Raw genomic sequence first — 22,116 nt, forward strand, 5'->3', positions numbered from 1 at the left:
CGCGGGGCGCTGCCACGACCTGCGGCGGCGGCCGCCGCCGGGATGGCGCGGGGCCGCGCGGCGCGGCTAAGCTGGTGGGGTGAACATCCTCGCCCCGCCCCGCGCCCGCCTGCCGATCGAGGTCGTGTTCGACCTGGTCTGCCCCTGGTGCTTCCTGGGCATCCGCCGGCTGCGGCGCATGCTGCGCAGCCGCCCGGACGTGCTGGCGGAGCTGATCTGGCGCCCCTTCCTGCTGAACCCGGACCTGGCGCCGCAGGGCGTGCCGCGGCAGGAATACCTGGTGCGGAAATTCGGCGGCGAGGAACGGGCGCGCCGCCTGCACGGCACCATCGCCGAGCTCGGCCGGGCGGAGGGGCTGGAATTCCGCTTCGACCGCATCCGCCGCGTGCCGCATTCGCTGGACGCGCACCGGCTGGTGCGCTGGGCCGGCCGCTTCGGCCTGGCGGATGCGATGGTGGAGGCGGTGTTCGAGGCCTATTTCATCGACGGCGCCGATATCGGCGATGCGGCGGTGCTGGCCGGCATCGCGGGGCGGCTGGGGCTGGAGGCGCCGGCGGCGCGCCGCTTCCTGGCGACGGTGGCCGAGGTGGAGGCGGTGCATGCCGACAACCTCCGGGCGCATCGGCTGGGGATCAACGGCGTGCCCTGCTTCGTGGTGGCCGGGCGGCATGCGATCGCCGGGGCGCAGGAGCCGGAGGTGCTGGAACGGCTGCTGGACGTGGCGCTGGTGGTGGGGTGAGGCACCGATTCTAAGAAGAGATCTTCTCCAAAAATGAATTAAGCACGTCCAAGTCAATACTAAAATCTGAATTCATCCCATCGCTCGGGTTTGCCGCCTTTCCGTGGATCGAGACGTACCTCCCCCGCTTGTGGCAGATGATATCGTAGAAGAAGTCGTCGCCCATAAACTCGCTTGTTAGGGCGAGACACTGAACTCCCTTCGGTGAGAAAGCTAGGTTGCTGAGTCCTGCCCCGAGAACGCCCACCACCAATTTTGCCTGCGAAAAGATTGCTACCTGTTCCTCAAATCGCAACTTTTCGGGTTGGTAAATCTTGAAACCCCATGCCTCAAGAACAGCCATGATCGCATCCTCGTTGAGGAGACGGCGCCGATATCCGGAGCCGCGCGCGATATAGATTTTATCCCCGAGATCTTTCTGTGTGGCACGCGCTGCCACTTGCTTGGCAACTACCTCAAGCGTTGCGATCACGCGTGGTGCTTTGACCCACGGTTGCTTCGTCATTGGGAGAGGATAGATGAGTTTGGGATAAAAGACCGAATCAAAGCTTGTGAACACAACTTGATCCGGGCTTACGCCAAACGACGCGAGCGACTCAAGATACACGGCTTTCATCGGTTCAGGCTCGTTCTGCACAACGAACTTGAGCGCTTGAATGTCAAAGAACTCTGCAACGACACCAACCCGGGGGAGTGACTCGATAATCCAATGGCCGTAGTTGCCATCCCACATTTGTTTAAGCAAAACATGGGGCTCTGTTCCGGCCGTTTTTACACTGCTCGGCGGGTTGTACGCAAAATACCTATCGCCACCGCGAATTTTCATAAAGGAGGCAACAGTGAGGGAGTGATCAGCGTTAATAAGGCTTTCTCGAACTACTTGTCCGTTGGGAGAAATCACTAATCCGCGTCCGTGAACTACGGCGCTTTCAAAAACCGCCACACCTGCTGCGGGGATATTTCTCTCAATTCGATCCTGTGTTGCAAGGTTAAAGCGTTTTTGGAGCCAGTCTGGGCAGTTGACGATCGTCGCTTCAATCCGCGCATAGTCGCCACCACTGTCAGAGCGATGGAAAACTTTCGAACATGCAGCAGCCGGGCTAACCGAAAGCAAATCTGTTAGTGCGGTTTTGTTCCGGACAAAACAAACGAACCCTCGTTCATTTTGAACTGAATGCAAGCAACTGAGCAGGAGGCGCACCGCACCACGATGCTCCGAACTCAAGTGACTTCCGGGAGAGGGCGTTGGCCCTTTTTCTCCAGCTTGAAGTTCGTGAACTAAATCGGCAGGCGATATCGGCGAACCCCCGGAATATCTCGACCTTTCACTAGGGGCAAAGGTTTGCGTGTCTTCAATAATGTAGACGCCGTCAGAATCAACCCATTCAAAAAGCGAAATAAGGGTATAGATTTGCTGTCGCCAAATATGACGGCCATCGTCAATGATGATTTTTGGACGTTGATAAAGTGCGATATTCCTTAATAGGATATCGCTATCTTGTTGACCCTCAAATACAATAATTCTTTCATGCTGCAGGTAAGAGTGCGCTTCCTCAGGCAATGATGGATAAATCAATATGAGTGTTGCTTTTGGGAAATATTCTTTCCAAATTTCTAATGATTTTGTATTTGAGTCGCAGAACTCCACAATGGTGATAGCTTCATTTTTCCATTTTGAAAAAATCTTTTCGTATTTCGCGAGATAGTTATGCACAAGACTCGATTTGTCAGACCGAAGCCGGACACCTATCGGGTCCAGTAGTCCATTCATGTCTCAGACCTTTGGGGATGGATCGGTCCGATGCTCATGGCCTCAGCCACTTTGAACACACTCGGCGCTGATGAAGGAGTGCGCGGCCCCATCCCCACCAGCCACCGCGGCACGCCCCAGGGCCAGACCAGCAGCCGATAGGCCAGCACCGAGGCCAGCGTCGCCCCGACGGTGATCGCCAGCACCGCCCCCGCCGGCGACCAGCCCAGCGGCAGCACCAGCACGCCCAGCGCCAGAACCGGCACATGGTGCAGCACATAGACCGGCATCGTCGCCTCCCCCAGCCAGGCCAGCAGCGCCGATTGCCGCGGCGGGTGCCGGCCGGCGAAGCCCAGCGCCGCCCCCACCGACCCCCAGGCGCAGGCGCCGACCCCCAGCCGGCCCCAGATCCCCGGCCCGGCCAGCGCCACCAGCGCCAGCCCGACCAGCGCCAGGGCCAGCAGTCCCCAGGCCTCCGCCCGCAGCCGCGTCTCCAGCCCCGGCCAGGCGCAGAGCACCCCGCCCAGCGCGAAGAGGGCGGCGAAATAGCCAAGGTTGGGCCAGTCCTGCACCAGGTTCGGCAGGAAGGGCCAGTAGCCGCCGCCGGCCGCCAGCAGCAGGCCGAGGCCCAGCGCCGGCGCATAGGCCAGCGCCCGGCCGGGCAGCCTTGGCCACACCGCCGCGCCCGGCGGCCTTCGGGCCAGCCACAGCAGCAGCGGCAGCAGCGCGACCGAGATCAGGAACAGGTAGGCCAGGAACCAAAGATGGCTCCAGGTCATGAGGTTCAGCCGCGTCAGGTAGCGCGGCAGGAATTCCAGGAAACCGTAGTCGGGCGGCGGCACCAGCCGGAAGCCGCCGATCCGCAGGTCGCGGCCCTGCTGCAGCTCGATCCACTTGATCACCGGCCCCAGCAGCAGGATGCCGGCGAAGAGCGGCACCAGCACGCGCGCCACCCGGTCCTGCAGGTAGCGCCCCGCCGCGCGCCGGCGCAGGGATGCCACGGCCGACCAGCCGGCCAGGACGAAGAAGATCGCCAGGGTGGCGATCCGCATCGCCTCGTAGCCGAGCGTGGCGGGCCACCAGGCCTCGGCCGCCTTGACGTGGTAGCGCGGCTCCTCGGCGAAGATCAGCAGGGCATGCGCCAGGATCACCGCGAAGCAGACCGCGATGCGCAGCAGGTCGAGGTCGGTGCGGCGGGCGGTGGTTGCGGCAGCGGACATGGCGCCTGCATGCCGCAGGCGGTCCCGCTCACGCCAGTGTTATCCTGCAACAACCGCCCGAATTCGTGAGATGTCCGGGCGGGGCGCCGGCTGGCCCGGCTACCGCCTGCGGGGCGCCGCGCCCCACCCGCGCGACCCGCCGGCGCGATCCGCCCGCCGCGACTCGCCGCCCCGATCCGCCCGGCGCGATCCGCGCCGGATCAGGCCGCCTTCTTCTGCCCCGCGACGCGCGCCAGCGCCACCAGCAGGTCCTTGGCGACGCGCACCCGCTGTTCCAGCCCCATCTCCCGCAGCAGGGCCAGCTTGTGGTCGGGGCGCAGCTTCACCAGCCCCTTCTGCGCCGCCACCCAGCCGACCAGGCCGCCGGGGTTGCGGAACTGGTTGCGGAAGAAGGACAGCACCACGCCCTTCGGCCCGGCATCCACCTTCTCGACCCCCGCCTCCCGGCAGAGCGCCTTGATGGCGACCACCTGCAGCAGGTTCTCGACCTCCCCCGGCAGCGGGCCGAAGCGGTCGGCCAGCTCGGCCGCCATGGCCTCGATCTCCGCCTCGGTCGCCAGCGCGCCGATGCGGCGATAGAGGCCGAGGCGGACGGGCAGGTCGCGCACATAGCCCTCGGGGATCAGCACCGGCAGGCCCAGGTTGATGTTGGGCGTCCAGGCGCCGGCCTGGTCCAGCTCGGACCGCTTCTTCCCCTGCCCCGACTTCAGGTCGGCCACCGCCTCCTCCAGCATCTGCTGGTAGAGCTCGATGCCCACCTCCCGGATATGGCCGGACTGCTCGTCGCCCAGCAGGTTGCCGGCGCCGCGGATGTCGAGGTCGTGGGACGCCAGGGTGAAGCCGGCGCCCAGGTTGTCGAGGGTCTGCATCACCTCCAGCCGCTTCTGCGCCGCGGCGGACAGGCGGTGGGTGGCCGGCCAGGTCAGGTAGGCATAGCCGCGCTGCTTGCCGCGCCCGACCCGCCCGCGCAGCTGGTACAGCTGCGCCAGGCCGAACATGTCGGCGCGGTGGATCACCAGCGTGTTCACCGCCGGCATGTCGAGGCCCGATTCGACGATGTTCGTCGCCAGCAGGATGTCGTGCTTGCCGTCGCCGAACTCGGTCATGACCCGCTCCAGATGGGTCGGCGCCATCTGGCCATGCGCCTGCACCACGCGGGCATCGGGAACGATCTCGGCGAGGCGGGCGGAGACCTTCTCCATGTCCTCGAGCCGGGGGACGACGCAGAAGATCTGCCCGCCCCTGAACCTCTCGCGCTGGATTGCCTCCCGCAGCACCACGCCGTCCCAGGGCATGATGAAGGTCCGCACCGCCAGCCGGTCCACCGGCGGGGTGGCGATGATGCTCATCTCCCGCACGCCGGTCAGCGCCAGCTGCAGGGTGCGCGGGATCGGCGTCGCGGTCAGCGTCAGCACATGGACATCGGTCTTCAGCGCCTTCAGCCGTTCCTTGTGGGCGACGCCGAAATGCTGCTCCTCGTCCACGATCACCAGGCCGAGATCAGCGAATTCCACGCCCTTGGACAGCAGGGCGTGGGTGCCGACGACGATGTTGATGCTGCCGTCCTTCAGCCCGTCCCGCACCCGCGTCGCCTCCTTGGCCGTGACCATGCGGGAGAGCTGCGCCACCTCGATCGGGAAGCCGGCGAAGCGGGTGGCGAAGGTGCGGGTGTGCTGGCGGGCCAGCAGCGTGGTCGGCACCACCACCGCCACCTGGGCGCCGGACATGGCGACGACGAAGGCGGCGCGCAGCGCCACCTCGGTCTTGCCGAAGCCGACATCGCCGCAGACCAGCCGGTCCATCGGCCGCCCGGCGGCCAGGTCCTCCAGCACCTCGGCGATGGCGCGCTGCTGGTCCTCGGTCTCGGCGAAGGGGAAGCGGCTGCAGAACTCGTCCCAGACGCCCTCGGGCGGGGTCGCCAGCGTGCCCTCCCGCGTCGCCCGCTCGGCGGCGATGCGGATCAGCTGGCCGGCCATGTCCTGGATGCGCTGCTTGGCGCGGGCCTTGCGCGACTGCCAGGAGGAGCCGCCGAGCTTGTCGAGCGCCACGCCCTGGGTCTCGGACCCGAAGCGGGAGAGGATCTCGATATTCTCGACCGGCAGGAACAGCTTGTCGCCGCCGTCATAGACCAGCCGGAGGCAGTCATGCGGCGCGCCGCTGACCTGCAGCGTCTCGAGGCCGTCATAGCGGCCGATCCCGTGGTCCTGGTGGACCACCAGGTCGCCCTGCTCGATGCCGGTGGCATCGGCGATGAACTGGTCGGCCCGCTTGCGGCGGCGCGGCGGCCGGGCGATGCGCTCGCCCAGCAGGTCCTGCTCGCCGACCACCGAAAGGCCGAAGCCGGTCCCGGTCGCCGTGGCGGGGGCCAGGAACCCCCGCTCCAGCCCCAGCACCGCCAGGCCGACCACGCCCTTCGGCAGCTTCGCCAGGTCGTCGAAGGCCTCGATATCCTGGGCGGCGACCCGGTTCTCCCGCAGGAGGTTGCCGAGGCGGGCGCGGGACCCGCCGGTCCAGGCGGCGACCACCGGCCGGCGGCCCTGCTCCAGCATCGCCTGGGCATGCACGGCGAAGGCCTGGAAGACATTGCCGCCGGTGTTCCGCACCTCGGTGAAGAGGCGCCCGGGGCGGCCGCCCGCCTCCACCCCCTCGGCGCCGTCCGGCATGGCGAAGGGGAAGAAGCGCAGCAGCGGACCGCCCGAGAGCATCCGGTCCCAGGCGGCGCGGGTCAGGTAGAGGCCGCCGGGCGGCGCCGGGCGGTAGGGCACCTCCCCCTCGCTGGTCCGGACCGGCTGGCGGCGGGCCTGGTAGTGGTCCTCCACCATCTCCAGCCGGGCCGCCAGGACGTCGTCGGCCTGGTGGTCCAGGCTGACCGAGGCCCCCGGCAGGTAGTCGAGCAGGGTCTCCATCGCCTCGTGGAACAGCCCGGCCCAGTGCTCCATGCCCGGATGCTTGCGGCCGGCGCTGACCGAGACATAGAGCGGGTCCTCGGTCGCCGCGGCGCCGAACAGGTCCCGGTAGGCGGTGCGGAAGCGGGCGATCGAGTCGGCGTCGAGGAAGACCTCCCCCACCGGGCGAAGCCATAGCTCCGCCAGCGACTCGCCGCTCCGCTGCGTGCCGGTGTCGAAGCGGCGCAGGCTCTCGATCTCGTCGCCGAACAGGTCGAGCCGGACCGGATCCGCCTCCCCGGCCGGGAACAGGTCGATGATGCCGCCGCGGACGGCATATTCCCCCGGCTCCATGACGGTGCCGGTGCGGCCATAGCCATTGGCCTCTAGGAAGGCCGTCAGCGCCTCCGGCTTCACCCGGCCGCCCTTCTTCAGGAACAGGGTGGCGCCGGCGAAGGCGGCGCGCGGCGGCACCTTCTGGACCAGGGCATTCACGGTGGCGACGACGATGCGCGGCCGGTCCCCGGGCTCCAGCAGCCGGGTCAGGGTGGCGACGCGCTCCGCCACGATCTCGGGGTTCGGGGAGACGCGGTCATAGGGCAGGCAGTCCCAGGCCGGGAAGCGCAGAACCTCCACATCCGGGGCGAAGAAGCCCAGCGCCTCGACCAGCCGGGCGGTGCGGGCATCGTCGCGGCAGACATGCAGGACGGGCGCTTCCGTCTCCGCCCGCCGCCGCGCCAGGAGCAGCGCGTCGAAGCCTTCCGGGGCGCCATGCACCGTGAGGCCTGCCGGGCGGCCCCGCCCCTCGCTCGCCCGCCCCTCGCTCGCCCGCATGTCGTTCATCGCGGCCGCAGCTCCTCCGGCAGGCCGGCGCCCGGGCCGGCGCAGTCCACCGCCATCCGGTCCAGCATCGGGGTGCGGCATTCGGCCGGGATGGGGCGGCGGCCGGACAGCCAGTCCGCCAGGTCCACATCCGGGTATTCCAGCACCGCCTCCAGCTCGTCCAGCTCCGCCTCGGTGAAACCGGCGATGTTCGTGGCGACGAAGCGGCCGATCATGAGATCGGCTTCCTTGGTGCCGCGGTGATGTGCCCGGAAGAGCAGGCGGCGGCGGCGGGGATCGAGCGGTTCTGTGTCGGTCGGCATGTCGTCACGAAGGGGTGCCGCTGGCATATAGGGGGCGGTGGGAATCCTGTCAGCCCGACGCGGGACCAGTGGTGGAAGTTGCGTGACCGAGGAGAGAGGTGAGGATCCGCGCCTGGCCCCGCTGCTCGCGCCGCTGGAGAGCCTGCCAGGTATCGGCCCCCAGATCGCCAAGCGGCTGAAGGAGGCGGCGGGCGGCGATCGGGTCCTGGACCTGCTGTTCCATCTACCCGAGCGCTATGCCCAGCGAGAGTTGCTCGATGCGCTGCCTGAAGAAGGCAGCGAGGCCGAGGTCATTTTTCTGATACGGAAAATCACTCCGCCCAGTGCACGAATCTCGAAGAATGGACGGCGCTACATTGAAATTAAAGGAAGAACGTTTCCTTCGGCCTCCGGGTGCTTCTTCATTCTGTCTCTGGTTTACGGACTCGGTCCTGTGGCAGTCGGTTTTATTGATGGCCTTCTGGATCTTGGTGGCTCGCCGATTGCTCTCCGGATCATGGGCGGCTGGCTGGGAAGCGTGGAGGAGCGGCTGCCGACAGCGGCTACGCGGCTGGTATGTGGTCGTTTGCGTGGTGGGCGACGGCAGGGGTACGTTCTTTTCAATCCGTTGGTCGCACACTTGGCTGTTGGAATTCCTGAACTCGAGCCCGTGTGGTCCCTGGTTAAAGGGCTGATGACCGCCCAGGTCGCCCGCAGCGTTGGCAGGGCGCTGGAGCGCCTGCCGGACCTGCCGGAATGGCAGGACCCCGCCCTGCTACGGCGGGAGGTCTGGCCAAGCTTCGCCGCCGCGCTGCGCGCCCTGCAGCAGCCCACGGCGGCGCCGGAACCGCCCATCCGCGCCCGCCTCGCCTATGACGAGGCGCTCGCCGGGCAGTTGGCGCTTGCCCTGGTCCGCCGCCGGGTGCGCCACCGCGCCGGGCGGGCCCTGGCGGGGGACGGGCGTCTCCGCGCCCAGGCGCTGGCCGCCTTCGGGCATGACCCCACGCCGTCCCAGGCGCATGCGCTGGCGGAGATCGATGCCGACCTGGCCGCGCCGCACCGCATGCTGCGCCTGCTGCAGGGCGATGTCGGCGCCGGCAAGACCCTGGTCGCGGTGCTGGCCATGCTGCGCGCCGTGGAAGCCGGCGCCCAGGCCGCCCTGATGGCGCCGACCGAGCTTCTGGCGCGGCAGCACATCCGGACGCTCGACCGCCTGTGCACCCCGGCCGGGGTGCGGGTGGAGCTGCTGGCCGGCAGCGTGAAGGGCGCCCAGCGCAAGCGCGTGCTCGGGGGCCTGGCCAGCGGCGCGGTGGACATCGTGGTCGGCACCCATGCCCTGTTCCAGGAGGGGGTGGAGTTCCGCGACCTCGGCCTGGCCGTGGTGGACGAGCAGCACCGCTTCGGCGTCGCGCAGCGCCTGATGCTGGCCGAGAAGGGCGATGCGGCGGACATGCTGGTGATGACCGCGACGCCCATCCCCCGCACCCTGCTGTTGACCCAGTGGGGCGAGATGGCGGTCAGCCGCCTGTCCGGGAAGCCGGCCGGGCGGCGGCCCATCACCACCACCCTGCACGGCCTCCGGCAGCTGGACCAGGTGGTGGCGGGCGTCGGCCGGGCGATCGAGCGCGGCGCCCGCGTCTACTGGGTCTGCCCGCATGTCGCCGAGAGCGACGTCATCGACATCGCCGCCGCCGAGACCCGCTTCGCCGAGCTCTCCGAGCGCTTCCCCGGCCGGGTCGGCCTGGCGCATGGCAAGCTGGACACGGAGGTGCGGGAGGCGGCCCTGCGCGACTTCGCCGCCGGCCGCACCTCGCTGCTGGTGGCGACCACGGTCATCGAGGTGGGCGTGGACGTGCCCGAGGCGACGGTGATGGTGGTGGAGCATGCCGACCGCTTCGGCCTGGCGCAGCTGCACCAGCTGCGCGGCCGGGTCGGGCGCGGCGCGGCGGCGAGCTACTGCATGCTCCTGTACGACGAGGCGCTCGGCATGACCTCCCGCGAGCGGCTGCTGATCCTGCGCGACACCGAGGACGGCTTCGCCATCGCCGATGCCGATTTCCGCATCCGCGGCGGCGGCGAGGCGCTGGGCACGCGGCAATCCGGCGCGCCGGTCTTCCGCCTGGGCCTGCCGGAGGGCGAGGCGCAGGAGGGGCTGATCATCATGGCCAACCGCGACGCCGCCCTGCTGCTGGAGAAGGACCCGCTGCTGCAGGGCCCGCGCGGCCAGGCGGCGCAGCTGCTGCTGCGGCTGTTCGGCCGGGCGGAGGCGATGCTGACCCTGCGGGCGGGCTAGGCTGTCTCGGCAAGCGGTCCGGCGGTCGACCCGCGCGGGAATCGTCATCCCGGCCGGGCGCATCGGCCAGGCCGGGCGGGCCGGACGGGACGCGACGGGCTGCCGCCTGCGCCTGCCTCCAGGCCAGGATTGGCGTCTTCCGCCGGCGCTCCGCGTCCATGCCGCCCCCCGGATGCAACCGCCGGCTGAGCCACCCCTTGCAAAGCCCTGAGGGGCTTGTACATCGGCCCGCCGTCGGCCCGCGCCCTCCTCCCGGAAGGCATGGGCGGCCGCCGCGCAGGCAGGAACGGGGGGACCGCCATTTGGCCGCGCTGATCGAGATCGAGCGCCTGACCAAGCGCTTCGGCGGCTTCACCGCCGTGGACGACGTGTCCTTCGCGGTGGACCGCGGGGAGGTGCTGGGCTTCCTCGGCCCCAACGGCGCCGGCAAGTCCACCACCATGCGCATGCTGGCCGGCTTCATGCCGCCCACCGCCGGCACGGCGCGCATCTGCGGCGCCGACGTCGTGGCGCGGCCGGTCGCGGCCAAGCGCAGCCTCGGCTTCCTGCCGGAAGGCGCGCCGACCTATCCGGAGATGACCGTCACCGGCTTCCTCGGCTTCGCCGCCCGCATCCGCGGCTTCCGGGGGTCGGAGCTGCATGACCGCGTCGCCAACGCCATGCTGCTGACCCAGCTCGAAGGCGTCCGCCTGCAGCCGATCGAGACGCTGTCGAAGGGCTTCAAGCGCCGGGTGGGCCTGGCCCAGGCGCTGCTGCACGACCCGCCGGTGCTGGTGCTGGACGAGCCGACCGACGGCCTCGACCCCAACCAGAAGCACGAGGTCCGCGACCTGATCCGCCGCATGGCGCCGCAGAAGGCCATCGTCATCTCGACCCATATCCTCGAGGAAGTGGGCGCGGTCTGCACCCGCGCCATCATCATCGCCCGCGGCAGGGTGGTGGTGGATGCCCCGCCCTCGGTGCTGGAGCGCGAGGGGCAGAGCCTCGACGACGTGTTCCGCGCCCTCACCCTCGGCCCGCCGCCGGCGGACGGGGCGGCGCGGGAAGCGGCGTGATGGCCCCGGCCCTGGTCGTCGCGCGGCGGGAGCTGGCGGGCTACTTCGCCACGCCCGTCGCCTATGTCTTCATCGTCATCTTCCTGGTGCTGGCCGGGGCGCTGACCTTCACCCTGGGCGGCTTCTTCAGCCGCGGCCAGGCCGACCTGCAGCCCTTCTTCTCCTTCATCCCCTGGCTGTTCCTGTTCCTGGTGCCGGCGCTGACCATGCGGCTCTGGGCCGAGGAACGCCGGCTCGGCACCATCGAGCTCCTCCTCACCCTGCCGCTGCCGCAATGGCAGGCGGTGCTGGGGAAATTCCTGGCGGCCTGGGCCTTCTGCGGCATCGCCCTCGCGCTCACCTTCCCGCTCTGGATCACGGTGAATGCGCTGGGCGACCCGGACAATGGCGTGATCCTGGCCGGCTATGTCGGCTGCCTGCTGGTCGCCGGCGCCTATCTCGCCGTCGGGTCCGCGCTCTCGGCCCTGACCCGCAACCAGGTCATCGCCTTCGTCCTCGCGGTCGCGCTCTGCTTCCTCTTCGCCGCCGCCGGCAGCCCGGTCGTCACGGAATTCCTCTCGGTGCGCATCCCCGTGCTGGCGGAGGTGGCGCGGGCGCTGTCGGTCGCCGACCGCTTCAACGGCTTCACCCGCGGGGTGATCGGCGCCCGCGACCTGGTCTTCTTCGCCAGCTTCATCGGCTTCTTCCTGTTCCTGAACGCGGTGGTGCTGGACCACCGGAAGGCGGACTGAGCGATGAGCGACGTCCCTCCCGCGCGCCCCGGCGCGCCCCTCCCCCCAGCCCGACCGGGCTCCAGGCGCCTCTGGTCCTCCGCGCTCGGGCTCGCCCTGGCCGGCGTGCTCGCCATTGGCGTCAACATGCTGGCCGACCGGCTGCTGCCGCGCGCCCGCATCGACCTGACGCAGCAGCGGCTCTACACGCTCTCGGACGGCACGAAGCAGGTGCTCGCGGGGCTCAAGGACCCGATCACCCTGCGGCTGTTCTATTCCCGCCGCCTCGGCGCCAGCCTGCCGGTCTATGGCGCCTATGCCGACCGCATCCGGGAGATCCTGGCGGAATACGTCGCCCTGTCGAACGGCAGGCTGCGGCTCGAGGTCTTCGACCCCGAGCCCTTCTCGGACCTCGAGGACCGCGCCATGGCGCTCGGCCTGCAGGGCGTGCCGGTCGACCAGTCCGGCGAGCAGGTCTATTTCGGCCTCTCCGGCTCGAACTTGGTGGATGACGAGCGGTCCATCGCCTTCTTCCAGCCGGACCGCGAGCGGTTCCTGGAATACGACCTCACGCGCCTGGTCTGGGAGCTGTCGAACCCGCAGCGCCCGGTCCTCGGCGTCATGTCGGCGCTGCCGCTGAACGGCGACCCGCGCGCCCTGATGCTGCGCAACCCCGCGCTCGGCCAGCCCGCCGTGGCGATGACCCAGCTGCGGCAGTTCTTCACGGTGAAGGACATCCCGCTCGATACCCAGGCGATCGAGCCGGAGGTGCAGGTGCTGCTGGTCGCCCACCCCCAGGGCATCACCGAAGCCGCGCAATATGCCATCGACCAGTTCGTCATGCGCGGCGGCAAGCTGATCGCGCTGGTGGACCCGCACAGCGAAAGCCAGGCCGGCCGCCCCAGCCCGGGCGGGCCGCCGCCCAGCACCGCCTCCTCGCTCGACCGGCTGCTGAATGCCTGGGGCGTCGAGGCGCCGTCCGACAAGGTGGTGCTGGACCTGCGCGGCGCCTGGCGGGTGCGCGCCGGCCCGGGCGAGCGGGTGCAGGCGGTGGACTACCTCGCCTGGTTCAACCTGCAGGGCGACAGCCTGAACCGCGACGAGGTGGCGCTGGCGCAGCTGGAGCAGGTGACCGTCGCCTCGGCCGGCGAGGTGCGCAAGCGCGAGGGCGCGGCGGTGGAGTTCGTGCCGCTGCTCACCTCCTCCGCACAGAGCATGCTGGTCGACGCCGCGCGGGTGCGGCAGGACCCCAACCCCTCCCGCCTGCTGGCGGATTTCCGCAGCGGCAATACGCCGCATGTCGTCGCGGCGCGGCTGCGCGGCGAACTGGCCTCGGCCTTCCCGGGGCCGCCCGCGGCCGGCCCAGGGGGTGCGCCAGGGGGTGCACCAGGGGGCGGGTCACTGCAGGAGCGGCCGGCCAATCCCGCCGCGCATCTGGCCCGCAGCCAGGGCCCGGCGAACATCGTGGTCGCCAATGACAGCGACATCCTGGAGGACCGCTTCTGGGTCCGGGTGCAGGAATTCTTCGGCCAGCAGGTGGCGACGCCCTTCAGCGGCAACGGGTCCCTCGTCGTCAACCTGGTGGACGCGCTGGCCGGCTCGGACGCGCTGATCTCGCTGCGCTCGCGCGGCGAGAGCCTCCGCCCCTTCGAGCTGGTGGAGGACATCCGCCGCAACGCCGATGCCGAGTATCGCCAGACGGAACGCGCCCTGCAGCAGAAGCTGGAGGAGACCGAGAAGCGGCTGCGCGAGCTGCGGCAAGGCGGCGGCGGCGACCGCCAGGCCCAGGCGGTGATCACGCCGGAGCAGCGGGCGGAGATCGACGCCGCGCGCGCCGAGATCGTCGCCACCCGCCGCCAGCTGCGCGCCGTGCAGCTGGAATTGCGGCGGGACATCGAGGGGCTGGAGACGGTGCTGCGGGTGGTGAACATCGCGCTGGTGCCGGCGCTGCTGACGGCCTTCGCCATCGGCCTGGCGGTGGTGCGGGCGCGGCGTCGTGCGGCAGCGCGGGCGTGAGGAGGGCTCTGCCCTCCTCACACTCCACCCGCCAGGGGTCAGGCGACCCCTGGACAGGCCCGGGTCATCGCCGTGGGAGGGGCCCTCGATGGGGCCCCTCCCACGGCGATAAGTCCATACGGGGGTCCGGGGGTCGGTCCGATCCCCGGCGGGGAAGGTCTGGGAGGATCGGACGCATGCGTCCGATCGGCCCTCCCGGAACCACCCGCAGACACTGCAGGGGAAGACGCGCATGAACCGCCGGACGCTGGTGCTGCTGGGCGGCGCGGCCGCCGCCTCGGTCGCCGCCGCGGTGCTGCTGACGCCGAAGGGCGTGGAGAAGCAGGCGATCACCGATGCGGGCCTCGCCTTTCCCGGCCTCGCGGCACGGCTGCAGGGCGCGCAGCGGATCGAGGTGGTGAAGCCCGACGCCACCCTGGTGCTGGCCCGGCGTGGCGAGGCCTGGGTGCTGCCGGCCAAGGGCGGCTACCCCGCCCGTCCCGAGAAGGCGCGGGAGATGCTGGTGGGCCTGACCGAGCTGCGCCTGGTGGAGGCCCGCACCAGCGACCCGGCGCAGCACGAGCGCCTGGGCGTGGACGACCCGACCCGCCCGGGCAGCACGGCGCTGCTGCTGCGGGTGCTGGATGGCGCCGGCGCGCCGATCGCCGAACTGGTGCTGGGGCGCCGCCGCGTCCGCACCCAGGGCAATGTGCCGGAGAGCATCTATGTCCGCCGCCCCGGCGAGGCGCAGGCCTGGCTGGCGGAGGGGAGGCTGGCGGTCGATGCCGACCCGCAGCTCTGGCTGGACCGCGACATCGCCAACCTGCCGCAGGACCGGGTGCGCCGCGTCGAGGTCAGGCGCGAGGGCGAGCCGCCGCTGGTCCTGGCCCGGCCGGAGGAGCCGGAGGCGCGGCTGCGGATCGAGCAGCCGGAGGGCGCGCCGACGCCTGACGAGATGGCGGTGGACGAGATCGCCCGCGCCTTCGAATTCCTGACTTTCCTCGATGTCCGGACCGAGGCGGAGATGCCGGGCCAGGCGGTGGGCGAGAGCCGCTTCGGGCTGACCGAGGGGCTGGCGATCGTGGTTCGCAGCGGCCTCGACAACGGCGATGTCTGGGTCCGCCTGCGGGCGGAGGGCGAGGGCGCCGAGGTGCAGCGGCTGAACGCCCGCTGGCAGGGCTGGGCCTACCAAGTGGGCGTCTGGAAGCTGAAGGCCTTCGCGCCGCGCGCCGAGGAGCTGAAGCCGCGCGAGGCGGCGGCGCCGGAGCCGGCGGCCGATGACGCCCCCGCGCCGGAGACGCCGCCCCAGGCCCCGGTGGCGCCGCGATGAGCCGGGAATATCCCGACCGGCCCTGGGTCGGCATCGGCGTCGTCGCCTTCGACGGGGCCCCGGGGGAGGAGCGCGTGCTCCTGGTCCGCCGCGGCAAGCCGCCGCGGGAGGGTGCCTGGTCCCTGCCCGGCGGCGCGCAGCATGTCGGCGAGCGGGCCGAGGCGGCGGCACGGCGCGAGCTGCTGGAGGAGACGGGGATCGAGGTCGGGCCGCTGCAGCTGGCCGCGGTGTTCGATTCCATCAGCCACGACGCGGCCGGCGCGGTGCGCTGGCACTACACCATCGTCGATTTCTGCGGCCGCTGGACGAGCGGCGAGGCACGGCCGGGGGATGACGTGGCGGCGGTGGCCTGGGCCCTGCCGGAGGAGCTGCCGGCCTATGACCTGACGCCGGATGCGCTGCGGGTGATCGCGGAGTCGCGGGAGAAATTGCGGCGCCTGTGAGGGCGGGGCGCCGCCCGTCCCGCGCGACGGGCCGCCGCCGGCGGGCAATCCCCGCAGCCCAACGCGATGCGGCGCCCGACCTGGCGCGGCGATAGGCGCGATGCCGCGCCCGATGCGGCGCGCCGGCCCGTGCGACAGGGCCGCAGGACGCGCCGCTCCGGGCGACGCGACGCCCGAAGCGGGCGCCCGACAGCGTCGAGCGACCCCGAGCGAACGCCAGGCTGCCGCGGGCACGGCGAGGCAGCGGCGCCGCAGCGGGCCTTGCCCGGCGATGTCCTTGACACGCCTTCGGCCGCATGGCGGAGGGCAGACGCCGTCCTCGACGCCGCCGACGGCATCTCCGGCGCTTCGGTCCACCCGCACCAGCGAAACCCGTCCCGCATGCTCGACCTCGTCCTCATCCTGCTCGCCGGCATCGCCGGCGGCCTGGCCAATGCGCTGGCGGGCGGCGGGTCCCTGCTGACCTTCCCCGCCTTCCTCGCCGCCGGCCTGCCGCCGGTGACCGCCAATGCCACCAACGCGGTCGCCGCCTGGCCCGGCCATGTCGTCGCCGCCTGGGCGGAGCGGGAGCGGGTCCCTGCCCTGCTGGCCGCGCATCGTGCCGAGTTCCTGCGCATGGCGGCCGGTGGCCTGGTCGGCGCGCTGCTGCTGCTGGCCGGCGGCGACCGGGTGTTCCTGCCGCTGGTGCCGCCGCTGCTCGGCCTCGCCACCCTGGCCTTCGCCCTGCGTCGGCACCTGGCGCGCGGCGCCCGAGCCCTGGCGCATCCCGTGCCCGGCCTGCTGCTGGCGCTCTATGGCGGGTATTTCGGCGCCGGCCTCGGCGTGATGGTCATGGCCTGGGTCGCGGCGCGGGAGCCGGGCCTGGCGCCGGCCGAGGCCAATCTGCGCAAGAACCTGCTGGCCACCTCCGCCACCACCGCCGGCATCCTGCTGCTGGTCGCGGCCGGCACGGTGGACTGGCCGGCGGCGCTGGTCGGGCTGGCCGGCGCGGTGCTGGGCGGCTGGCTGGGCGGCCGGGCGGCACGGCTCCTGCCGCCGGCCTGGATCGGCCGCATCGTCATCGCGACGGGCACCCTGCTCACGCTCGGCTATGCTCACCGCATCTATCTCTGACCGGGGACACATGCGCATGCCGGGACGCCGTTCCATCCTCGCCGCCGGGGCGCTGCTCGCCGCGCCCGGGGCCCGGGCGCAGCCGGTCGCCGGCGGCCGGCCGGTCCGCCTCATCGTGCCCTTCCCGCCCGGCGGCGCGGTCGACATCCTCGGGCGGCTGCTGGCGGATGCGCTGCCGGCCGCCCTGCGGCAGCCGGTGATCGTCGAGAACCGCGGCGGCGCCGGCGGCAATATCGGCGCCGATGCGGTGGCCAAGGCGGTGCCGGATGGCAGCACGGTCGGGCTGATCGGCGTCACCACGCTCTGCGCCGCGCCCTTCCTCTATCGCAGCATGGCCTTCGACCCGCAGAAGGACCTGGCGCCCATCGGCCAGGTGGTGACCGGCGCCGTGCTCTGCGTGGTGAATGCCGAGACCGCGGCGAAGCGCGGCTGGGCGGATTTCGCCGCCCTGATCGCCTGGGCGCGCGCGCATCCGGAGGAGGTGCGCATGGGCTCCTCCGGCACCGGCACCACCAGCCACCTGGTGATCGAGGCGGTGAGCCGCGCCACCGGCGCGCGCATCACCCATGTGCCCTATCGCGGCGGCGGGCCGGCGATCAACGACCTGCTGGCCGGCACCATCGACATGATGTTCGACGTCATGCCCGCGCTGATGCCGCATGTGGAGAGCGGGAAGTTCCGCGCGCTGGCGGTCAGCAGCGCCGGGCGGCTGCCGATCCTGCCCGCGGTGCCGGGCATGGCGGAGTTCGCCGCGCTCGGCCTCGGCGACCTCGACGTCCAGTCCTGGAACGCGGTCATGGCCCCGGTCGGCACGCCGGAGCCGGCGGTCGTCCGGCTGCATGCGGCGCTGCGGGAGGTGGCGGGCGATCCCGCCTTCGTCGAGCGGCTGCGGCCGCTGGGCTACACGGTGATGACCAGCGACAGCCCGGCGGCGCTGGCGGCGAGGATCCAGGGGGAGACGCCGCGCTGGCGGCGGCTGGTCGAGATCTCCGGCGCGCGGCTGGATTGAGGGCCGGCCATCGCCCCGCCCCGTGGCCGGTGCCGGGCCGCGGACCGCAGGCGGCCCGGATGCGACGCGCGGGACCCGGTCCGGGCGCCGGTCTCTGCGCGCCCCGCCACCCGGTGCCTCGCCGCCAGCGGCGACGGCGCCCGGGGGGGGGGCGGACAGCCCCCGGCCGAATCGGGCGCCACCGGCCGCGCGGCGTTCCCGTCCGTCGGCAAACCGCTGTAGCATCCCCGCCGGCCACCAGGAGGGACCGTCCCCATGCCGCTCGAGACCCACGCCTCAGCCGATCTCAGCCTGTCGGACCAGCGCTGGCAGGCGCGCATCGACCTCGCCGCCGCGCATCGCCTCGCCGTCATGCACGGCTTCAACGAGGGCATCTTCAACCACTTCACCCTGCGCGTGCCGGGCACCGAGGACCGCTACTACCAGATCCCCTTCGGCCTGCACTGGGCGGAGGTGACGGCGAGCTGCTTCATGGAAGTCGGCTATGACGGCGCGGTCCGCGCCGGCGAGGGCCATGTGGAGCGCAGCGCCTACTGCATCCATGCGCCGATGCACCGGCTGCTGCCCGCCGCCGCCGCGGTCTTCCACACCCACATGCCCTACACCAGCGCGCTGGCGCGGCTGGAGGACCCGCAGATCCTGCCGATCGGCCAGACCGAGCTCGGCACCATGATGCTGACCGCCTATGACGACATCTACACCGGCCCGGCCTTCGACCCGGCCGAGGGCGAGCGCCTCGCCTCCGTCATCGGCGACAAGACCGTGCTGATCATGGCGAACCACGGCGTCGCCACGGTGGGGAAGACCGTCGCCGAGGCCTATGACCGGCTCTACTACATGGAGCGGGTGGCGCAGGTGCAGCTCTACGCCATGTGGACCAACAAGCCGCTGAAGCGCCTGCCGGAGGAGGTGGTGGACCACACCATCAGCACCTATCGCCAGACCGCGCCGAAATACGGCGGGCGGCCGAATGCGGAATGGCATTTCGATGCGCTGAAGCGGATCCTCGACCGCAAGGAGCCGGACTACAAGGACTGAGGGCGGCAGGCGGCGGCACCGCGGTGCCGCCGCGTCGAGCCGGCGGCGCCCGCCGCCGGCGCCGCCGGGCGCGTCCCGCACTGCCGACGAGGGGGAGCACCATGCGCCGACCGGCGATGCCGACCATCCCGACGCTGCTTGCCCATGCCGTGCTGGCCCTCGCCGTCCCGGCCGCGACCCCGGCGCGGGCGCAGGCGCCGGCGGAGACGCTGCTGCACCTGGCCGAGACCGCGCAGGTGACGCGGCCGCCTGACGAATTGCGCGCCACCCTGCGGGCGGAGGCCCGCGCCGCGACGGCGGCGGCGGCCCAGGCCGCGGTGAACCGCGCCGTCGCGGCGGCGCTGGACCGGGCCCGCGGCGTGCCGGCGGTGACCGTGACGACGGGCGGCTACTGGGCCGCCCGGTCGTCGGAGTCGAACACCTGGCAGGCCTCCCAGGCCCTTCTCCTCCGCGGGGCGGAGGCGGCGCCGCTGCTCGACCTCGTGGGTGCGCTGCAGGGCAGCGGCCTGGCCCTGGCCGATCTCGGCTGGATCCTCTCGCCGGAGGCGGAGCGGGCGGCGCGCGAGGAGGCGAGCCGCCTTGCCATCGATGGCCTGCAGCGCCGTGCCGCGGCCGTGGCGGCGCAGCTTGGCCTGGGCGTCGCCGGGCTGCGCGAGATCCGGCTGGACGCGCCGCGGATGCCGCAGCCCCGGCCGATGGCCATGGCCGCCCGCGCCGCCCCCGCGCCCCCGCCTGCCTCGGTGCCGGAGGACGCGGTGGTGGCGGCAACGGTCGAGGCCGAGGTGATCCTCCGCCCCGCGCGGTAGGGCAGATGGCGCCGGGGCGGCACCGTGCCGGCGCGCGCCGCCGCCGCGCCGGGGCTCAGCCGGCCACCCGCGCCTGGCTGCGCAGCCGCTGCGCATAGACGTTGATCACCAGCGCCAGCAGCAGGACCAAGCCGCGGATCAGGATCTTCAGGAAGCTGTCCATGCGGATATGGTCCAGGCCGTTGTTCAGCACGCCCAGCACCAGAAGGCCGATGATGGTGTTGCCGATGCCGCCCATGCCGCCGAACAGGCTGGTGCCGCCCACCACCACCGCCGAGATCGCGTCCAGCAGGTAGTTGTCGAACTGGTTCTGCTGCGCGCTGCCGAAATACGCCACGCCCAGCATGCCGGCGAGGCCGGAGCAGAGCGCCGAGATGACCATCACCGCGCCGATGACGGCGCGCACGCCGACCCCGGCATGCTCCGCCGCCTCCCGGTTGCCGCCCACCATGTACACGTAGCGGCCGAAGCGCGTGTAGGTGAGCACGAGGTGGCCGAGCAGCAGGACGAGGCCGGCGACGATGACGATCCAGGGCACCCCGCCGATCGACCCGCTGCCGAGCGTGAGGACGAGGTCCGGCACGGTATAGGCGATCTGCCCGCGCACCAGCAGCGCGCCGATGCCGTTGCCGATCTGCAGCATGGCCAGCGTCATGATGAAGGACGGGATGCCGATGCGGGTGACGCCGAAGGCGGTCACCGCCCCCAGCGCCAGGCAGCCCAGCAGCGCCAGCGGGATGGCCAGCAGCCCGGGCAGCGGCAGGTTGGCGATGTTCACGCTGGCATCCTGCACCGTCAGGAAAGCCAGCAGGATGCCGGTGGCATTGGCCACGCTGGCGACGCTGAGGTCGATCTCGGCGCAGAGGATCACATAGGTCAGCCCGACCGCGATGATGGCGGTGATGGAGACCTGCTGCAGGATATTCGCCAGATTGCCCCAGGTGGCGAAGCTGGGGGCCAGCGCGCTGAACAGCCCAACCAGCAGGATCAGCGTGGCGAAGGGCGCCAGGTTGCGCAGCTGGCCGCGCAGGCGGTCCCGCAGCGGCGTGCTGGCCGGGGCGGCGGTGGTCACGGGCGTGGACATGCGCACTCCTTCACGCCGCGGCCAGCAGCCGGTCCTTGCCGACCGGCTCCCCCGCGAATTCCCGGGCCAGGACGCCGCGCCGCATCACCAGGATGCGGTCGGCCAGCGACAGGACCGTCTCCGGCTCCGACGAGGCGACGAGGATGGCGATTCCCTTCTCCCGCAGCCCGCGGATGATGCGGACCACGTCGTCCTTGGCGCCGACATCCATGCCGCGGGTCGGCTCGCTCAGCAGCAGCACGCGCGGCAGATGCGCCAGCCAGCGCGCCAGCGCCACCTTCTGCTGGTTGCCGCCAGAGAGCGCGCCGACGGGCAGGTCGACGTGCGGCGGCCGCACGCCGAGGTCGCGGATCTGCTCGCCGGCGATCCGCCGCTCCTCCGCCGGGCGCAGCAGCAGGCGGTGGATGCGCTCCAGCATGGCGATGGTAACGTTGCGGTAGACCGGCTCCGGCGCGAAGAGCATGGCGCGGCGGCTTTCCGGCACGAAGGCGATGCCGGCCCGCTTCGCCGCCGGCGTGCCGCCGCGCAACCGCACCGGGCGCCCGTCCACCGTCAGCCGGCCGCGCCCGGGCGGCAGCTTGCCGGACAGGGCGCGGGCGAGCTCGAGCTGGCCCGAGCCCATGAAGCCGTAGAGGCCCAGCACCTCGCCGGCATGGATGCGGAAGCTGGCATCCTCGAACAGCCCCTCGGCGGACAGGCCTTCCGCCTCCAGCACCGCCGGCGCCGTGCTGCGCGGCGGCAGGTCCAGCTCCGCCGTCCAGCTCTCCTCCAGCCGGCCATGGCTGGCGCCGATCATGTGGCCGATCAGCCAGGGCTTGCCCACGTCCCTCGCCGGCGCGGTCGCCACCCGGCGGCCATTGCGGAAGACCGTGACGGTGTCGGAGACGCGCAGGATGTCGTCGAGGAAGTGGGAGATGAAGACGACGCTGGTGCCGCCCGCCCGGAGCCGGTCGATCAGCCCGAACAGCCGCTCCACCTCGGGCGGCGAGAGGGCCGAGGTCGGCTCGTCCAGAATCAGGATGCGGGCGCCCGAGAGCAGCACCCGCGCCAGTTCCACCATCTGCTGCAGGCCGAGCGGCAGGCTGCCGGCCGGCGCCGCGGGGTCCACGGCGATGCCGAAGGCGGCGAGCTGCCGCTCCGCCTGCCGCCGCATGGCGGACCAGGAGACGAGGCCGAGCCGGTTCAGCGGCTGCGCGCCGAGCATGACATTCTCCGCCACCGACAGCGCCGGGACGATCGAGAGTTCCTGGTGCACCATGCCGATGCCGGCATCCCGCGCCTCCCGCGGGGAGCGGAAGCGGACGGGCCGGCCGGCCAGCCGCATCTCGCCCTCATACTCCGCATGCACGCCGGCGATGACCTTCATCAGCGTGCTCTTGCCGGCGCCGTTCTCGCCGACCAGGCCATGCACCTCCCCCGCGGCCAGGGTGAAGTCCACGCCCTGCAGCGCGGCGACGCCGGCAAAGCGCTTGGCGACGCCGCGCAACTCCAGCATCGGCGCCCTGTCGGCCAGCATCCGCGG

17 protein-coding genes are annotated in these 22,116 nt (G+C 71.4%); 11 read left to right on the forward strand and 6 right to left on the reverse strand.

Annotation, left to right across the window (positions count from 1 at the left end):
- Nucleotides 1-79 precede the first annotated feature (79 nt).
- Entirely contained in the window at nucleotides 80-739 is a 660-nt protein-coding gene (locus E2C05_RS11215) for a DsbA family oxidoreductase (RefSeq protein ID WP_192912450.1), read from the forward strand.
- Between the two features lie 10 nt (nucleotides 740-749).
- Here E2C05_RS11215 and E2C05_RS11220 read toward each other — a convergent pair whose 3' ends face one another.
- From E2C05_RS11220 to E2C05_RS11235, 4 genes are all read right to left on the reverse strand, one after another.
- Nucleotides 750-2,510, reverse strand: coding sequence for a glycosyltransferase family 61 protein (locus tag E2C05_RS11220; protein ID WP_133219717.1), 1,761 nt, complete (start codon nucleotides 2,508-2,510; stop codon nucleotides 750-752).
- Nucleotides 2,507-3,709, reverse strand: coding sequence for an acyltransferase family protein (locus E2C05_RS11225; RefSeq protein WP_133219718.1), 1,203 nt, complete (start codon nucleotides 3,707-3,709; stop codon nucleotides 2,507-2,509). The genes E2C05_RS11220 and E2C05_RS11225 overlap by 4 nt, the downstream gene beginning before the upstream one ends.
- 200 nt (nucleotides 3,710-3,909) lie before the next feature.
- The gene (gene mfd / locus E2C05_RS11230; protein ID WP_133219719.1) at nucleotides 3,910-7,437 is read right to left on the reverse strand and encodes a transcription-repair coupling factor; all 3,528 of its coding nucleotides are present in this window, start codon (nucleotides 7,435-7,437) and stop codon (nucleotides 3,910-3,912) included.
- A complete protein-coding gene (locus tag E2C05_RS11235) occupies nucleotides 7,434-7,739 on the reverse strand; it encodes a succinate dehydrogenase assembly factor 2 (protein ID WP_133219720.1) in 306 nt (101 codons plus the stop codon). The genes mfd and E2C05_RS11235 overlap by 4 nt, the downstream gene beginning before the upstream one ends.
- 673 nt (nucleotides 7,740-8,412) lie before the next feature.
- Here E2C05_RS11235 and E2C05_RS11240 point away from each other — a divergent pair.
- The 10 genes from E2C05_RS11240 to E2C05_RS11285 all read left to right on the forward strand — a co-directional run bounded on the left by E2C05_RS11240 (nucleotide 8,413) and on the right by E2C05_RS11285 (nucleotide 19,510).
- Nucleotides 8,413-10,011, forward strand: coding sequence for an ATP-dependent DNA helicase RecG (locus E2C05_RS11240; RefSeq protein ID WP_408901616.1), 1,599 nt, complete (start codon nucleotides 8,413-8,415; stop codon nucleotides 10,009-10,011).
- A 302-nt stretch (nucleotides 10,012-10,313) separates the two neighbouring features.
- Complete coding sequence (locus tag E2C05_RS11245; RefSeq protein ID WP_133219722.1) at nucleotides 10,314-11,066, forward strand: ABC transporter ATP-binding protein; 753 nt, start codon at nucleotides 10,314-10,316, stop codon at nucleotides 11,064-11,066.
- Complete coding sequence (locus tag E2C05_RS11250; RefSeq protein ID WP_133219723.1) at nucleotides 11,066-11,797, forward strand: ABC transporter permease; 732 nt, start codon at nucleotides 11,066-11,068, stop codon at nucleotides 11,795-11,797. Before E2C05_RS11245 ends, E2C05_RS11250 begins: the two co-directional genes overlap by 1 nt.
- 105 nt (nucleotides 11,798-11,902) lie before the next feature.
- Complete coding sequence (locus E2C05_RS11255; RefSeq protein WP_240046709.1) at nucleotides 11,903-13,792, forward strand: GldG family protein; 1,890 nt, start codon at nucleotides 11,903-11,905, stop codon at nucleotides 13,790-13,792.
- Nucleotides 13,793-14,024: 232 nt separating this feature from the next.
- On the forward strand, nucleotides 14,025-15,101 hold the full coding sequence (locus E2C05_RS11260; protein ID WP_133219725.1) for a DUF4340 domain-containing protein: 1,077 nt from the start codon (nucleotides 14,025-14,027) through the stop codon (nucleotides 15,099-15,101).
- Nucleotides 15,098-15,544 (forward strand): NUDIX hydrolase, encoded by a 447-nt coding sequence (locus E2C05_RS11265; protein ID WP_133219726.1) that lies wholly within the window; start codon nucleotides 15,098-15,100, stop codon nucleotides 15,542-15,544. The genes E2C05_RS11260 and E2C05_RS11265 overlap by 4 nt, the downstream gene beginning before the upstream one ends.
- Before the next feature lie 381 nt (nucleotides 15,545-15,925).
- Nucleotides 15,926-16,657: a sulfite exporter TauE/SafE family protein gene (locus tag E2C05_RS11270; protein WP_158292056.1), complete on the forward strand. Its 732-nt coding sequence runs from the start codon at nucleotides 15,926-15,928 to the stop codon at nucleotides 16,655-16,657.
- Nucleotides 16,658-16,673: 16 nt separating this feature from the next.
- Complete coding sequence (locus tag E2C05_RS11275; RefSeq protein WP_200305990.1) at nucleotides 16,674-17,666, forward strand: Bug family tripartite tricarboxylate transporter substrate binding protein; 993 nt, start codon at nucleotides 16,674-16,676, stop codon at nucleotides 17,664-17,666.
- Between the two features lie 255 nt (nucleotides 17,667-17,921).
- Entirely contained in the window at nucleotides 17,922-18,704 is a 783-nt protein-coding gene (locus E2C05_RS11280) for a class II aldolase/adducin family protein (RefSeq protein ID WP_133219729.1), read from the forward strand.
- Nucleotides 18,705-18,805: 101 nt separating this feature from the next.
- Nucleotides 18,806-19,510, forward strand: coding sequence for an SIMPL domain-containing protein (locus E2C05_RS11285; RefSeq protein ID WP_158292057.1), 705 nt, complete (start codon nucleotides 18,806-18,808; stop codon nucleotides 19,508-19,510).
- 55 nt (nucleotides 19,511-19,565) lie between these two features.
- On the opposite strand, the gene E2C05_RS11290 is transcribed toward E2C05_RS11285, so the two are convergent.
- Together E2C05_RS11290 and E2C05_RS11295 are read right to left on the reverse strand one after the other, a co-directional pair.
- Nucleotides 19,566-20,594, reverse strand: coding sequence for an ABC transporter permease (locus E2C05_RS11290; protein ID WP_133219731.1), 1,029 nt, complete (start codon nucleotides 20,592-20,594; stop codon nucleotides 19,566-19,568).
- A 10-nt stretch (nucleotides 20,595-20,604) separates the two neighbouring features.
- Nucleotides 20,605-22,110, reverse strand: a complete 1,506-nt coding sequence (locus tag E2C05_RS11295) for a sugar ABC transporter ATP-binding protein (RefSeq protein ID WP_133219732.1) — start codon at nucleotides 22,108-22,110, stop codon at nucleotides 20,605-20,607.
- Nucleotides 22,111-22,116: the final 6 nt, after the last annotated feature.

The organism is Paracraurococcus ruber (assembly GCF_004353985.1).
In the GTDB taxonomy this organism is placed as follows: domain Bacteria; phylum Pseudomonadota; class Alphaproteobacteria; order Acetobacterales; family Acetobacteraceae; genus Paracraurococcus; species Paracraurococcus ruber.

Bases quoted from the DNA above. Each gene is read 5' to 3' on its own strand.
- E2C05_RS11220 (WP_133219717.1), bottom strand. From the start codon at position 2,510: ATGAATGGACTACTGGACCCGATAGGTGTCCGGCTTCGGTCTGACAAA.
- E2C05_RS11225 (WP_133219718.1), bottom strand. From the start codon at position 3,709: ATGTCCGCTGCCGCAACCACCGCCCGCCGCACCGACCTCGACCTGCTG.
- mfd (WP_133219719.1), bottom strand. From the start codon at position 7,437: ATGAACGACATGCGGGCGAGCGAGGGGCGGGCGAGCGAGGGGCGGGGC.
- E2C05_RS11235 (WP_133219720.1), bottom strand. From the start codon at position 7,739: ATGCCGACCGACACAGAACCGCTCGATCCCCGCCGCCGCCGCCTGCTC.
- E2C05_RS11240 (WP_408901616.1), top strand. From the start codon at position 8,413: ATGACCGCCCAGGTCGCCCGCAGCGTTGGCAGGGCGCTGGAGCGCCTG.
- E2C05_RS11250 (WP_133219723.1), top strand. From the start codon at position 11,066: ATGGCCCCGGCCCTGGTCGTCGCGCGGCGGGAGCTGGCGGGCTACTTC.
- E2C05_RS11260 (WP_133219725.1), top strand. From the start codon at position 14,025: ATGAACCGCCGGACGCTGGTGCTGCTGGGCGGCGCGGCCGCCGCCTCG.
- E2C05_RS11265 (WP_133219726.1), top strand. From the start codon at position 15,098: ATGAGCCGGGAATATCCCGACCGGCCCTGGGTCGGCATCGGCGTCGTC.
- E2C05_RS11270 (WP_158292056.1), top strand. From the start codon at position 15,926: ATGCTCGACCTCGTCCTCATCCTGCTCGCCGGCATCGCCGGCGGCCTG.
- E2C05_RS11275 (WP_200305990.1), top strand. From the start codon at position 16,674: ATGCCGGGACGCCGTTCCATCCTCGCCGCCGGGGCGCTGCTCGCCGCG.
- E2C05_RS11280 (WP_133219729.1), top strand. From the start codon at position 17,922: ATGCCGCTCGAGACCCACGCCTCAGCCGATCTCAGCCTGTCGGACCAG.
- E2C05_RS11285 (WP_158292057.1), top strand. From the start codon at position 18,806: ATGCGCCGACCGGCGATGCCGACCATCCCGACGCTGCTTGCCCATGCC.
- E2C05_RS11290 (WP_133219731.1), bottom strand. From the start codon at position 20,594: ATGTCCACGCCCGTGACCACCGCCGCCCCGGCCAGCACGCCGCTGCGG.
- E2C05_RS11295 (WP_133219732.1), bottom strand. From the start codon at position 22,110: ATGCTGGCCGACAGGGCGCCGATGCTGGAGTTGCGCGGCGTCGCCAAG.